Raw genomic sequence first — 14,135 nt, 5'->3', positions numbered from 1 at the left:
GCACGGTGAGACTATGGACGAGCAACACGACATAGCTCTGATCGGCGCCGGTGAGGACGAAAGGGCCGTGTTCACGGAGTACGAAATCGGTCCCGTCTGCAAGCTGACCTGCGCTTACCGCGGCAAGACGATCGAAGCCGAGGCCCCCGATTTCTTCGAGGCGCTCTGCCTGATCCGCCGTCAGCTCGAGCCCGAGGGCCTCATCCCGTTCTGCTACGGCGCCAGCCTCAACGTGTATCCGTCAGGAATGGCGAGGGACATGGGCGCCGGGCTCGAGGCATATCGGATGAAGAAAGGCATCCATGCGCGCATGGCCGACCTCGTCGAAATCTTCACTTCTGGGCCCGATGTGATCCCGGCCTCGGTCGACGCGCAGGAAGCGTTTTGGCGGGAATGGCTCGCCACTCCTCGTGTGTAGCGCGAAATTCACGCAAAGAGAGCCACTTTCGGGGTTTTGGAGCAAGATTCGGCTCCGCCCCCTCTGGGAGTCCCCCAGAATGACCCCTTGAAGCCCCATTCGCTGGATTTTCCCCCCTCCAGCCTATATCTGAAGGCCGTCCTCCACCTCAATTTCGGGTTCCATGACGCCGCCGCGCAAGCTGCACATCAAATCATATGGCTGCCAGATGAACGTCTACGATGCCCAGCGCATGGTGGACACGCTGGCTCCGGAAGGATTCGTGGAGACGGCGAGTGCCGAGGAGGCCGACCTCGTCATCCTCAACACCTGCCATATCCGCGAGAAGGCCTCGGAAAAAGTCTATTCCGAGCTCGGCCGCCTGCGCGTCGCCAAGGATGAGGCCGCACGTGGCGGGCGCACCATGCAGATCGCGGTCGCGGGCTGCGTGGCGCAGGCCGAAGGCGAGGAGATCGTGCGCCGGGCCCCTGCCGTCGACGTCGTGGTGGGACCGCAAAGCTATCATCACCTGCCGGAGCTGTTGAAGCGCGCCGGCAACGAAGGCCGCGCGATCGAGACCGAATTCCCGGCCGCCGACAAGTTCGACTTCCTGGCCCAGCCCAAGCCCGATGCGATCCGCGCGCGCGGCATTTCCGCCTTCGTCACGGTGCAGGAAGGTTGCGACAAGTTCTGCACCTTCTGCGTCGTGCCCTACACGCGCGGCTCGGAAGTCTCGCGGCCGGTCGCAAAAATCGTCGACGACGTGAAGCGGCTCGCCGACAACGGCGTGCGCGAGCTCACGCTGATCGGGCAGAACGTCAACGCCTATCATGGCGAGGGACCGGACGGGAAAGCCTGGCCGCTCGGCCGGCTGCTCGAGCATCTGGCGACGATTCCCGGCATTGCGCGGCTGCGCTATTCGACCAGCCATCCGCGCGACGTCGACGACAGCCTGATCGCGGCCCACCGCGATCTCGGTGCCCTGATGCCCTTCGTGCACCTGCCGGTGCAATCGGGCTCGGACCGTATTCTGGCGGCCATGAACCGGAAACATACCGCCGATGATTACCGGCGGGTCATCGACCGTTTCCGTACCGCGCGCCAAGACATTGCTTTTTCATCAGATTTCATCGTCGGCTTTCCCGGGGAGAGCGAGCAAGATTTTCTCGCCACTCTCGCGCTTGTCACGCAAATCGGCTACGCTGCGGCTTATTCGTTCAAATACTCCGCCCGGCCGGGAACGCCGGCCGCGGATATGCAGGAGACGGTGTCCCCCGCCGAGATGGACCAGCGATTGGAGCGGCTCCAGGAACTGATCGACAGCCAGCAATCGGCCTTCAACAAGGCCGCGATTGGCTCAACGGTCGACGTGCTGTTCGAACGTCCGGCGCGCAAGGACGGCCAGATCGTCGGCCGCACCGCTTTCCTCCAGCCCGCTCACGTGATGGCCTCGCCCGACATCATCGGACACATCCTGCCTGTCAGGATCGACAGCCTCGAGCGCTATAGCTTTCTCGGCGAGCTCGCCACGCTGCGCAATGCACGCGAGCCCGTCTTATCGCAAGCCAGTGGAGCCTGAACCCTTGCCAAAAAGCGCATCGGATTCGTCTTCTATCGCTCCCAGCCGCAAATTTGACCGCGACATGCAAGTTCCGCCAGAGACCCAGGTCGTCATCGACTTCGACGACAACCGTGCCGCATCTGCGCTGGTCGGCCCCTACGGCCAGCACCTCGCGCAGATCGAGCGCCGGCTCGGCGTCGTCGTCGATTCCAAGGGCAACCACATCACGATCGGCGGCACGCGCGACGGCTGCGACGCCGCACGCCGCGTGCTGGAGATGCTCTACGCGCAGGCCGCGAAGGGACAGGATCTCGACCAGGGCGAGGTCGAAGGTGCGATCCGTGCCGTCATTGCCCAGGGCTCGCTGTTCGAGTTCGACGCCAAATCGACGAAATCGGCCTTCGACAGCATCAACTTACGCAAACGCCCGGTGCGGGCGCGCACCGCCGCGCAGGACTCCTACATCCGTGCGCTGAAGCGCCACGAGCTGGTGTTCGGCATCGGCCCCGCCGGCACCGGCAAGACCTGGCTCGCGGTCGCGCATGCCGCGCAGCTGTTCGAGCGCAAGGAGGTCGACAAGATCATCCTGTCGCGCCCCGCTGTGGAAGCCGGCGAAAGGCTCGGCTTCCTGCCCGGCGATCTCCGCGAGAAGGTCGATCCGTATCTGCGGCCGATCTACGACGCGCTCTACGACCTCATGGATGCGCGCATCGTCGAGCGCGCGCTGCAGACCGGCGAGATCGAGATCGCGCCGCTGGCCTTCATGCGCGGCCGCACCCTCACCAACGCCGCCATCATCCTGGACGAGGCGCAGAACACCACGTCGATGCAGATGAAGATGTTCCTGACGCGCCTCGGCGAGAACAGCCGCATGATCGTGACCGGCGATCCCTCGCAGATCGACTTGCCGAACGGCCAGACCTCGGGCCTGGCCGAAGCGACCCGCCTCCTGGGCGGCGTCGAGGGCATTGCCCAGGTTCATTTCAAAGCCGAGGACGTGATCCGCCACGAACTCGTGGCGCGGATCGTCGCCGCCTATGAAGGTTCGCCGCAGCGGCCGGCCACCGATAAATCCTGACGGGACAGCAGCCGGACCCTCCGGGCGCGAACACGGCGCTCACGCTCCGAACAAAGACAATGTCACATCCGAACCTTCCCATGACCGAGGTCCTCGCCGTCGCCGATTGCTGGCAGCGCGAGCCCGATTCCGAAGCCGTGATCCAGCGCGCGGTCGCGGCCGCCGCCGAGAGTGTCGACGAAGACGTTGCCGACGCGGAAGTGGCGGTGATGCTGACCGATGATGCCGGCATCCGCACCCTCAACAGCAACTGGCGCGGCATCGACAAGCCGACCAACGTGCTGTCGTTTCCCGCGCTCCAGCCGGAGGGCGAGTGGAAGGTGGGCGATGCACCGCGCATGCTCGGCGACATCGCGATCGCCTACGAGACCATGCGGCGCGAAGCGGACGAGGAGCACAAGCCGTTCGACCACCATTTGAGCCATCTCGCCGTGCACGGCTTCCTGCACCTGATCGGCTACGACCACGAGAACGACGCCGACGCCGAGGAGATGGAAGCGCTGGAGACGCAGATCCTGGCTCATTTGGGAATTCCCGATCCCTATGCAGACCGCGCAGGGACGCACTGAGATGCCGGATTCCGACCCGATTCAGGACAACCCGCGCCACACGGCCAATCTTCCCGTCGTGGTGACCGAAGGCGAGGTGATGCGCCCAACCGCGGAAGGATGGCTGCTGCGCGCCATCCGGACGCTGTTCGGCTGGAAGGCGGGATCGGTGCGCGACGACCTGCAGGTCGTGCTCGATGCGACGACGCCTGGCGACTCCGGCTTCTCCGCGGTCGAGCGCACCATGCTGCGCAACATCCTAGGACTGCACGAGCGCCGCATCGCCGACGTCATGGTGCATCGCGCCGACATCATCGCGGTGAAGCGCGACATCCCGCTCGGCGAGTTGATGGACCGTTTCGAGAGCGCCGGTCATTCTCGCCTCGTGGTCTACAACGAGACGCTCGACGATCCCGTCGGCATCGTCCACATCCGCGACCTGCTCGCCTTCATGACGGCGCGCGCCCGCGTGGCGGAGGCCACCAAGACCAAGCGCAAGAAGCCGCTGCCGGCCGGGCTCGATCTCCGCGCCGTCGATCTCGCGCTGCCGCTCGAGGATGCGCGCATCATCCGCAAGCTGCTCTACGTGCCGCCATCGATGCGGGCGATCGACCTGCTCGCGCAGATGCAGGCCACGCGCATCCATCTGGCGCTGGTGGTCGACGAATATGGCGGCAGCGACGGGCTGGTTTCGATCGAGGACATCGTCGAGCAGATCGTCGGCGAGATCGACGACGAGCACGACAGCGACGAGCCGCCCTCGATCGTGCGCCTGCCCGACAACGCCTTCATCGCCGACGCTCGCGCCAGCCTCGACGACGTCCGCTCGGTGATCGGCGAGGATTTCGTCACCGGCGAAGCCGGCGAGGAGGTGGAGACGCTGGGCGGCTATCTCGTCAGCTTCGTCGGACGCCTGCCGGTGCGCGGCGAGGTGATCTCGGGCCCCGGCAATTACGAGGTCGAGGTGCTCGATGCCGATCCGCGCCGCGTCAAGCGGCTGCGCATCTCGACGCGGAAGGAACGTCCCGCGCCGCGGACCCAGCGCGAGAGCCGGCGCCGCGAGGCCACGCCCGAGGGCGGCCAGCCGCCGGCCAGCGACACGCCGAGCCCGCCGCCAAGCGACGGGACCGGCCAACAGTGAGTCCGTTGCAGCGACTTCGGCAGATCGCGCTTGCCATCATCCTCGCCTGGGGATGGAAGCGCGCGATCATCGCCATGGGGTGCGGAGCACTGTCGGTGCTGGCGCTGGCGCCGTTCAATTTCTTTCCAGTGCTGTTCATCACATTTCCAGTGCTGGTCTGGCTGATCGACGGCACTGGGGCCGGACGATATGGCGGCGTCCCGGCTGCGGCGCTGACCGGCTACTGGTTCGGGCTGGGCTATTTCGTGCCCGGCCTCTACTGGATCGGCTACGCCTTCTTCGTCGATGCCGATGTGTTCGCCTGGCTGACGCCCTTCGCCGTGCTCGGCCTCCCGGCCTATCTGTCCATCTTCACCGCCATCGGCTTCGCGCTGGCCCGCCTGCTCTGGACCAAGAACGCCACGCGCGTGCTTGCGCTCGCGGCAAGCCTCACGTTGAGCGAATGGCTGCGCGGCCACGCGCTGACCGGCTTCCCTTGGAACGCATTCGGCTATGCGCTATCCGAGCCGCTGCCGCTGGCGCAGACGGCGTCGCTGATCGGCCTGTGGGGCATGACGTTCCTGACGGTTGCGATCTTCGCCAGCCCCGCGACCCTGATCGACCGCACGCCCGATCGTCGCCTGCAATGGCGTGTGCCGGTGGCGGCAATTGCGCTCTTGCTTGGCATGAGCATCTTTGGCGCGATCCGCCTGTCGCTGCATCCGACCACGATGATATCCGGCGCCAAGCTGCGCCTGATGCAACCGAACCTGCAGCAGGACGCCAAGTTCAACTACGCCGCCAAGGCGGAGGTGATGAAGAAATATTTGGCGCTGTCGGACCGCGCTTCCGGCCCGCAATCGACCGGTGTCGCCGCTGCCACCATCCTGATCTGGCCGGAATCCGCTTTTCCGTTCTTCCTGACCCGCGAAGCCGACGCGATGGCGCAAATTGCCGATCTGCTGCCGAAAGGCACCGTGCTGATCACGGGATCGGTCCGCGCGCCTGACCTACCGCGGGGCACGCCGATCACGCGTGCCTATAATTCGATCTACGTCATCGATCACGACGGCAGCGTGCTCGCAGTGTACGACAAGTTGCATCTGGTGCCGTTTGGAGAATTTCTTCCCTACCAGGGACTGATGGAGAAGCTCGGTTTCGAGCAACTGACGCGTGTGCGCGGCGGCTTCATTCCGGGCACCGTGCGGCATGCGCTGCCGGTCCCCGGTGCACCACCCGCACTTCCGCTGATCTGTTATGAGGCCATTTTTCCCGGCGAAGTGGCCGGACGCAATGAGCGTCCAGGCTGGATCGTGAATCTCACCAATGATGGCTGGTTCGGCATCTCGACCGGCCCCTATCAGCATCTGGAGCAGTCGCGGATGCGCGCGATCGAGCTCGGATTGCCGCTGGTCCGCTCGGCCAATACCGGTGTCTCCGCGGTGATCGATCCGGTCGGCCGCACCGTTGCCAGCCTCGGTCTCGGAATCGAAGGCATTTTGGATGCAAACCTGCCCGCCGCGATCCCGCCGACCGTCTATGCGCGGGTGGGCGATGCGCCTGCAGCCATGCTCGTCGCGCTGGCCGTGATTCTGGCCCTCCGCCGACGCGTCACCAAACGGCTGCCCTGATCGCAGCTTCGCCAGCAGCGGCCGGAAGCTTTTGACAACCGCAGTCCCACGGTTGACAGACTGCACACGGGCTCCCCATTCTGCACCGGCTGCAAAAGACAGTGGTGCATTGCTAAATTTCTCCGCAATGTTTCCCAATAAGAGGGTTTGATTTGACGTTGCTTGCACCTGAGGCACTCCAGTTGATTGCGCTTAAGGTGGTGTTTGGAGGGCTGAGGAAATGTCGAAAGCGCCCAACCCTGTTGACAAATATGTCGGCAGTCGCGTGCGTATGCGCCGCATCATGTTGGGCATGAGCCAGGAAAAGCTCGGTGAAGCTTTGGGCCTGACTTTCCAGCAGATTCAGAAGTACGAGAAGGGCACCAACCGGGTCGGCGCCAGCCGCATCCAGCAGATCGCCGAGATTTTGCAGGTGCCGGTGTCGTTCCTGTTTGAAGGCGGTCCGAGCGGCGTAGCGGGGCCGAATGGCTTCGCCGAAGGCGCTTCGCCCTCTTACGTGTCGGACTTTCTCGCGACCTCCGAAGGCCTGGCCCTGACCAAGGCGTTCACGCGAATCACCGATTCGAAGATGCGCCGCTCGATCGTCGATCTCGTCGAGCAGATCGCGGCTCGCGAAGGCCCCGACAAGCGCTGACGCGCCGTCTCAATGGCGATTTGAGACCGCGTCAAATCTGGCCTATGTCGTCATTTATGGCCGCGCCTTGATGCGCGCCCGCTTCGATGATGCGATTCAAAGGCACAGATGCGCCCATGACCAGCTCCAATTGGTTCGATTCTCAAACTATTCTCGATGGCATCCGCCGCTGGGTGGAAGTCGAGACGCCGACGGAAGCGCCTGAACAGGTCAACAAGCTGGTCTCCATGGTCGCGGAGCAATACCGCGATCTGCCCGTCACGCTCGAGCGCGTCGCCGGTACCGATGGCTGCGGCGATCATCTGCTGGCGCGGTCGAATTGGGGCCAGGACCGGCCGGGCATCCTGGTGCTGAGTCACCTCGATACCGTTCATCCCCTCGGCTTCATCGAGCGCCTGCCGTTCAAGGTCGAAGGCGACGTCGCGTTCGGTCCCGGCATCTACGACATGAAGGGCGGCGCCTATATCGCCCATCACGCATTTGCTGCGCTCTGCGCCGAGGGTGATCGCTCGCCGCTCGGCATCACGCATTTGTTCACCTCCGACGAGGAGATCGGCAGCCCGACCTCGCGCGCACTCATCGAGCAGGAAGGGCGCAAGGCCAAATACGTGCTGGTGACCGAACCGGCGCGTGACGGCGGCAGGATCGTCACAGGACGCAAGGGCGTCGGACGCTTCCGCGTGTCCATCAAGGGCGTGCCGGCGCATGCCGGCTCCCGGCCCGAAGACGGCCGCAGCGCCGTCCGCGAGCTCGCCAATATCATCCTGGCGCTGGAAGGGATGAACGACCTCGCGCGCGGCGTCACCGTCAATGTCGGCGTGGTGCGCGGCGGCACGCGCCCCAACGTCACGCCGGAAGAAGCCTTCGCCGAAGTCGATCTGCGCGTGCTGAGCCTGAAGGACGCGGACGAGTTCGTCGGCAAGATTCTCGCTTTGACCTCGAAGACCGACGGCGTCAGCGTCGTGGTCACGGGCGGGCTCAATCGGCCGCCTTACGAGAAGAGCAATGCAGGCGCCTCGCTGTACGAGCACGCGAAGACGCTCGCCGGCGAGATCGGCTTCGAGCTGATCGACACCCACACCGGCGGCGGCTCGGACGGCAATTTCACCGCCGCGCACACCGCAACGCTCGACGGGCTCGGCGTCGACGGCAAGGGCGCGCACACCCATTATGAGCAGCTCTACATCTCCTCGCTTGCGCCGCGCGCGCGGCTGCTCCATCGCCTGTATCAGTCGCTGCGATGAGCGAGCGCAAATCAGACCCCGCGCGCGACGACAGCGAGCGCGCCTTCTTCGGGCGCCGCAAGGGCCACAAGCTCAGGCAGCACCAGGCCGAGCTGGTCGATCATCTGCTGCCGCATCTTGCGCTCGACATCGACAGCGAGACGCCCGCGGACGCGCGCGAGATCTTTGGTCCCGGGACAGAAGATTTGCGGCTTGAGATCGGCTTCGGCGGCGGCGAGCATCTCGCGGCGGAAGCGCAGCACTTCGCAACGACCGGCTTCATCGGCTGCGAACCCTATGTCAACGGCATGGCCAAGATCCTCGCGCAGATCGAGGCCGCCAACATCGGCAACATCCGCCTTTTCGCGGGCGACGCCGCCGAGCTGCTGGCCTGGCTGCCCAAGGCATCGCTGTCGCGGATCGACCTGATCCATCCCGATCCCTGGCCGAAGCGGCGGCACTGGAAGAGGCGCTTCGTCCAGGACAGAACGATCGCCGCGATGGCGCGCGTGCTGAAGCCGAACGGCGAATTCCGTTTCGTTTGCGACATCGACGATTACTGCGCCTGGACGCTGTCGCATCTGGCGCGGTCACAGGATTTCAAATGGCTTGCCGAACGCGCCGACGACTTCAGGCAGCCATGGGCGGGCTACACCATGACGCGCTACGGCCGGAAGGCCGCGCGCGAAGGACGCAAGGCGGCTTATCTGCGGTTCAGGAGAGTCTAGATCATCTGCCGGTTGCGCCAGAAATTCACGACGCGCTCGGCGGTCGCCGGCATCAGGCGCGTGAAGTTCACGCGCGCGGTCTCGATGTCGGCATCGGCGGGCGTGCGATGCGGACCGTACCAGAGCAGGATGAGCGAGCGCACCGTCGGCCAGCCCAGATTCAGCACGCGGCCGACAATGAGAATCGGATCGTAGCGGTCGCCCGAGATGAGGCGGTCGAGAACCGAAAGACGGACGCCGGACATCGCCGAGAGCGACGCGATCGATTCCTCGTATTTGTGCGCCTTGGCAAAGCCCAGCAATGCGCTCTCGCCGAGATGGCCCTCGCGATGCAAGGTGAGCACCGTGCGCTGCGCCCCGGAGAAATCGCGCCGCGGCCCCGGCGGCAACGCGGCCTCCTCGATCGCCGCCATCGCGCGCTTGATCTCGACCTGGCGCGCGGGGTTGACGACGCTGGAGAGGCGGCGGCGGATGACGTCGAGCGTGCCGTCGAGAAGCTGCTTCAGGTTTTCACCGGAAAGATCCGTGCGCTGGCCGATCTTGAGCGTCAGCACCCCGTCCTGCGCCGCGCGCTTGATCATCTCGGAATAGCTGCCCGGCGAGAACGCCGCACCGGCATTGCCGGCGGCGCGGCGCACCACGTCGCGATCGCCGCGCTCGACCAGCACGTCGGTGATCTCAGCCGACAATGTCGGGCGCTCCGTCATCGCCAGCAGATGGCCCTGGCCCTTCAGCCGCGCGATCTCGACCAGAGCGGAATCATCCAGCACGGGTGAGCGGCGCAATACGGGGCCCGCCACCATGATCTCGTTTTCGCGTGCGAGTTGATTGACCAGATGCGGCGGCGCGTTGTTGAGGTGCGAGAAGCGCTCGGCCAGATCGACGCGCGAGGCAAGCTCCGCATGCGGCACGAGATCGATCAGGAGATTGTCGAAGAGATCGATCAGCTCGGGACGAAGGTTGGCGGAATCCTGGAAGAACAGTTCGGAGATGGCGCGCGCGATCTCACCGCGTCGCCGCGGATCACCGCGCTTGACGATATCGTCCAGTCCGGGAATGAGCGACGTGACAACGGTCATGAAACAACTCGATCAGGGCACGCCGCGGGTGCGCCCTTGGTCGAAGCCGCCCCACAATCAGGGAATTTAGCCTCCCCAGGTGAAAGAAGCGTTAGGCCCAGGACGGCGCGAACGACGCCGCGAATCGGGCGCAAAAAGCCTCGTCTGGCCCGCGATGGGCCTTGTCCGGGGGGATCAAAAGCGCTATATCAGCGCCAATTCATCTTCTCATACGATCCGCGTAGTGAGAGTGGGCCCGAAAGGACCCGCTCTTTTTTATTACCTGAACGCGGCTCGGCGGAAGATGCGGCCCGACGCGTGTCGGGAGAGTTCCGAAGCGGGCTTTGAAAATCTTAACCAAGCCTTAACCCAAGCCTTATCCATCGAGCGCCTTGACCCCTGATATGACCGAACCGAACCCTGGTTCCATCGATGCCGAATTGCTGGCCGAGCCGAGGCTCGTGGTCGAGCCGGGCGTGGCGGCACGGGTGTCCGCGGTCGCAGAGCCGGTGCTCGAGGGCATGGGCTACCGCCTGGTGCGGATCCGCATTTCCGGCGAGGCCGGCTGCACGGTGCAGATCATGGCCGAGCGGCCGGACGGCTCGATGCAGCTTGAGGATTGCGAAGCGATCTCGCGGGCGCTCTCGCCCGTGCTCGATGTCGCCGACCCCATCGATCGCGCCTATCGGCTGGAAATCTCCTCACCGGGGATCGACCGCCCGCTGGTCCGCCGTTCCGATTTCGAGCGCTATTCCGGCCATCTGGTGAAGATCGACATGGCGGTGGCGCATGAAGGACGCAAGCGGTTCCGCGGCATGCTCGGTGCCGTCGAAGGCGACCGCGTGCATCTGCGTCGCGACGACGTCAAGGCGGGCGCCGATGCCGACGTGCTCCTGACCATGGAGGATATCGGCGAGGCCCGGCTGGTGCTGACCGACGAATTGATTGCGGAATCGATGCGCCGCGGCAAAGCCGAGGAGCGCCAGATGCGCAGGGATCTCGGACTGGAGCCGCCGGCTGCGCCGCACGCGGAGATCAGCGCGAAGATCACCAAGAACACCAAGCCGGCAAAAAAGAAGCCGGCCCCGACCAACACCAAGAAACATCGCCTTGCCGCCGAACGTGCGCGGCGCGGCGAGATCGATCCTGACCAAGGAGACTAGCCATGGCAGTCAGCGCCAATCGACTTGAATTGCTTCAGATCGCCGACGCCGTCGCACGCGAGAAATCGATCGACCGCGGCATCGTGATCGCGGCGATGGAGGATGCCATCGCCAAGGCCGCTCGCGCACGCTACGGCAGCGAGACTGACGTTCACGCCGAGATCGACCCGAAAAAGGGCGAGCTGCGGCTGTCGCGCCACATGCTGGTGGTCGAGAAGGTCGAAAACCACTCCAACCAGATCTCGCTGGTCGACGCGCAGCGCGCCAATCCCGGCGCCCAGGTCGGCGACACCATCGCCGACACCCTGCCGCCGCTGGAATATGGCCGTATCGCCGCGCAGTCGGCCAAGCAGGTCATCGTGCAGAAGGTGCGCGAGGCCGAGCGCGACCGGCAGTACCAGGAATTCAAGGACCGCATCGGCGACATCGTCAACGGCGTCGTCAAGCGCGTCGAATATGGCAGCGTGATCGTCGATCTCGGCCGTGGCGAAGCCATCATCCGCCGCGACGAGATGCTGCCCCGCGAAGTGTTCCGCAACGGCGACCGCGTCCGCGCCTACATCTTCGACGTCCGCCGCGAGACGCGCGGCCCGCAGATTTTCCTCTCCCGCACCCATCCGCAGTTCATGGCGAAGCTGTTCGCGCAGGAAGTGCCTGAGATCTATGACGGCATCGTCGAGATCAAGGCGGTGGCCCGCGATCCGGGCTCGCGCGCGAAAATCGGCGTGATTTCCCGCGATTCCTCGGTCGATCCGGTCGGCGCCTGCGTCGGTATGCGCGGCTCGCGCGTGCAGGCCGTGGTGAACGAATTGCAGGGCGAGAAGATCGACATCATCCCCTGGTCGCCCGACATCGCGACCTTCGTGGTCAACGCGCTGGCGCCGGCCGAAGTGTCCAAGGTCGTCATCGACGAGGACCGCGAGCGCATCGAGGTCGTGGTGCCCGACACCAACAACCAGCTCTCGCTGGCGATCGGCCGCCGCGGTCAGAACGTGCGTCTGGCCTCGCAGCTCACCGGCTGGGACATCGACATCCTGACCGAGCAGGAGGAATCGGAGCGCCGCCAGGCCGACTTCGAGAATTCCACCCGCGTCTTCATGGAATCGCTCAACGTCGACGAAGTGGTCGGCCAGTTGCTGGCCTCCGAAGGCTTCACCTCGGTCGAGGAACTCGCCATGGTGGACCTCAAGGAACTCGCCGGCATCGAGGGTTTCGACGAGGAGACGGCACAAGAGCTCCAGAGCCGCGCTCGCGAATATCTCGAGCAGCAGGAAGCGGAAATCGAGGCACGCCGTAAGGAGCTGGGTGTCGAAGACGCGGTCAAGGACGTGCCCGGCGTCACCTCCAAGATGTTGGTGAAGTTCGGCGAGAACGACATCAAGACGGTCGAAGATCTCGCGGGCTGCGCCACCGACGATCTGGTCGGCTGGACCGAGCGCAAGGAAGGCGGCGAGCAGACCAAATTCCCGGGCGCCCTCGACGGCATCGAAATCTCTCGTGACGACGCCGAAGCGATGATCATGCAGGCCCGCGTCAAGGCCGGCTGGATCACCGAGGCCGATCTCGCCAAGCCAACTGAGGAAGCTGAGGCGACCGAAGATCAGCCGGCTTAAGGGCAAAGGAGAATGTCGCCCGGATGCTTACCGATACTGACCCCGAACTCGACCATGGACCGCGGACCGAAAGGTCCGCGACCATGCGGATGTGCGCGGTCAGTCGGGAGGTCCGGCCGATCGACGAGCTGATCCGCTTCGTCATTTCGCCGCAAGGCGACATAGTTCCAGACCTCAAGCGCAAGCTGCCCGGACGCGGCATGTGGCTCACGGCCTCCCGTGGGGTGGTTGCGGAAGCCGTGCGGCGTCACCAATTTAGCAAGGCCTTCAAGCGCGAGTTGCGCAGCCCTCAGACGCTTCCTGCCGACATTGAGGCGCTCCTGGTCAGGAGCGTGACGGAAGCCCTTGGGATCGCCGCCAAGGCGGGCCAGGTCGTGGCCGGCTTCGGCAAGGTCGAAAGCGCCCTCCGGGAAGGCACGGCCGAGGTCCTGATCCACGCCAGCGACGGGGCCGCGGACGGAATCCGCAAATTGGACATGCTGGCGCGTCAAAATGCCGGGAATCGCGGCGCCAAGCCGCAGATTCCCGTCGTTACCGCACTGAAATCGATAGAATTGGATTTGGCACTTACCCGGTCAAATGTGATACATGCTGCCCTGCTCGCGGGCCCGGCGAGCAAGTCATTCCTGTCACGTAGCCAGATGCTGGTCCGATACCGGATGGCGGACGCTGACAAGACTGCCGAAAAGCCCGGCCAGGATTTCTGAGAGACAAGCACGACCCGATAGGACGGTGCGGCAACGCACAACCGTTAACAAAGATCAGGATTAGGACTGCTGAATGGTTGATACCAAGACCCCTGACGACAAGAAGCTGAGCGTTCCGAGCAAGACGCTATCGCTCAAGCCGCGCGTCGAAACGGGCACTGTGCGTCAGAGCTTCAGCCATGGCCGCAGCAAGCAGGTCGTGGTCGAGAAGCGCGGCAAGCGCCGCATCGACGGCAGCCCTGAGCCGCAGGCTCCCACGGTCGTTGCAAAGCCCGCACCGGCCGCGCCTGCACCTGCTCCCGCACGCCCGGCTCCGCCGCGCAACGCCGGCTCCGGCGTGGTGCTGCGTACGCTGACCGAGGACGAACGTTCCGCCCGCGCCAGCGCGCTGGCCGATGCCAAGGTGCGCGAAGTCGAAGAGCGCCGCCAGGCCGAGGAAGAGGCCCAGCGCCGCGCTGTCCGCGAGGCCGCCGAACGCGCCGACCGCGAGGCCGCCGAATCCCGTCGCAAGGCCGAGGAAGAGCGTCACCGTCACGAGGACGAGGCCAAGCGCAAGGCCGAAACCGAGGCCAAGAAGCGTTTTGGCGAAGGCGAGCAGCCGCAATCCGCGCCGCGCCCCGCAGCGGCGGCCCCGGCTGCTCCCGCGCCGCGCCCCGGCGCACCCGCTGCACGCC

Annotated in this window: 14 protein-coding genes; 13 read left to right on the top strand and 1 reads right to left on the bottom strand. The window is 65.1% G+C overall.

Translation table 11 applies throughout. The features are described from left to right. Positions 1–13: 13 nt before the first annotated feature. From SE92_RS24340 to trmB, 9 genes are all read left to right on the top strand, one after another. The gene (locus tag SE92_RS24340) at positions 14–418 is read left to right on the top strand and encodes a hypothetical protein (protein ID WP_063199002.1); all 405 of its coding nucleotides are present in this window, start codon (positions 14–16) and stop codon (positions 416–418) included. 163 nt (positions 419–581) lie between these two features. Next, entirely contained in the window at positions 582–1,976 is a 1,395-nt protein-coding gene (gene miaB / locus SE92_RS24335; protein ID WP_063198999.1) for a tRNA (N6-isopentenyl adenosine(37)-C2)-methylthiotransferase MiaB, read from the top strand. A 64-nt stretch (positions 1,977–2,040) separates the two neighbouring features. Continuing rightward, positions 2,041–3,036 carry a PhoH family protein gene (locus SE92_RS24330; RefSeq protein ID WP_063198996.1) on the top strand — a complete coding sequence of 332 codons (996 nt, stop codon included), beginning with the start codon at positions 2,041–2,043 and terminating at the stop codon, positions 3,034–3,036. An 80-nt stretch (positions 3,037–3,116) separates the two neighbouring features. Then, a complete protein-coding gene (ybeY, locus tag SE92_RS24325) occupies positions 3,117–3,605 on the top strand; it encodes an rRNA maturation RNase YbeY (protein ID WP_245324681.1) in 489 nt (162 codons plus the stop codon). A gap of 1 nt (position 3,606) precedes the next feature. Then, positions 3,607–4,725 (top strand): hemolysin family protein, encoded by a 1,119-nt coding sequence (locus SE92_RS24320; protein ID WP_063203734.1) that lies wholly within the window; start codon positions 3,607–3,609, stop codon positions 4,723–4,725. Further along, complete coding sequence (lnt, locus tag SE92_RS24315; RefSeq protein ID WP_063198990.1) at positions 4,722–6,335, top strand: apolipoprotein N-acyltransferase; 1,614 nt, start codon at positions 4,722–4,724, stop codon at positions 6,333–6,335. Before SE92_RS24320 ends, lnt begins: the two co-directional genes overlap by 4 nt. A gap of 220 nt (positions 6,336–6,555) precedes the next feature. Continuing rightward, the gene (locus SE92_RS24310; RefSeq protein WP_027546813.1) at positions 6,556–6,969 is read left to right on the top strand and encodes a helix-turn-helix domain-containing protein; all 414 of its coding nucleotides are present in this window, start codon (positions 6,556–6,558) and stop codon (positions 6,967–6,969) included. A gap of 86 nt (positions 6,970–7,055) precedes the next feature. Further along, positions 7,056–8,213 (top strand): M20 family metallopeptidase, encoded by a 1,158-nt coding sequence (locus SE92_RS24305; protein WP_063198987.1) that lies wholly within the window; start codon positions 7,056–7,058, stop codon positions 8,211–8,213. Continuing rightward, entirely contained in the window at positions 8,210–8,920 is a 711-nt protein-coding gene (trmB, locus tag SE92_RS24300; protein WP_063198984.1) for a tRNA (guanosine(46)-N7)-methyltransferase TrmB, read from the top strand. The genes SE92_RS24305 and trmB overlap by 4 nt, the downstream gene beginning before the upstream one ends. On the opposite strand, the gene SE92_RS24295 is transcribed toward trmB, so the two are convergent. After that, positions 8,917–9,999: a DUF2336 domain-containing protein gene (locus SE92_RS24295; RefSeq protein WP_063198981.1), complete on the bottom strand. Its 1,083-nt coding sequence runs from the start codon at positions 9,997–9,999 to the stop codon at positions 8,917–8,919. The genes trmB and SE92_RS24295 overlap by 4 nt on opposite strands. Positions 10,000–10,382: 383 nt before the next feature. Between SE92_RS24295 and rimP the strand changes: the two genes are divergently transcribed. The 4 genes from rimP to SE92_RS24275 all read left to right on the top strand — a co-directional run. Further along, positions 10,383–11,141 carry a ribosome maturation factor RimP gene (gene rimP, locus SE92_RS24290; protein WP_063198978.1) on the top strand — a complete coding sequence of 253 codons (759 nt, stop codon included), beginning with the start codon at positions 10,383–10,385 and terminating at the stop codon, positions 11,139–11,141. A gap of 2 nt (positions 11,142–11,143) precedes the next feature. Further along, on the top strand, positions 11,144–12,754 hold the full coding sequence (gene nusA, locus SE92_RS24285) for a transcription termination factor NusA (protein WP_063198976.1): 1,611 nt from the start codon (positions 11,144–11,146) through the stop codon (positions 12,752–12,754). A 23-nt stretch (positions 12,755–12,777) separates the two neighbouring features. Then, a complete protein-coding gene (locus SE92_RS24280; protein ID WP_063198973.1) occupies positions 12,778–13,461 on the top strand; it encodes an RNA-binding protein in 684 nt (227 codons plus the stop codon). 73 nt (positions 13,462–13,534) lie between these two features. Beyond that, on the top strand, positions 13,535–14,135 hold a 601-nt coding region (locus tag SE92_RS24275), incomplete at its 3' end, for a translation initiation factor IF-2 associated domain-containing protein (RefSeq protein WP_198172773.1).

This window comes from Bradyrhizobium sp. AT1 (genome assembly GCF_001590795.1).
In the GTDB taxonomy this organism is placed as follows: Bacteria; Pseudomonadota; Alphaproteobacteria; order Rhizobiales; family Xanthobacteraceae; genus Bradyrhizobium.
This window is presented reverse-complemented; position numbering and strand designations above follow the sequence as displayed.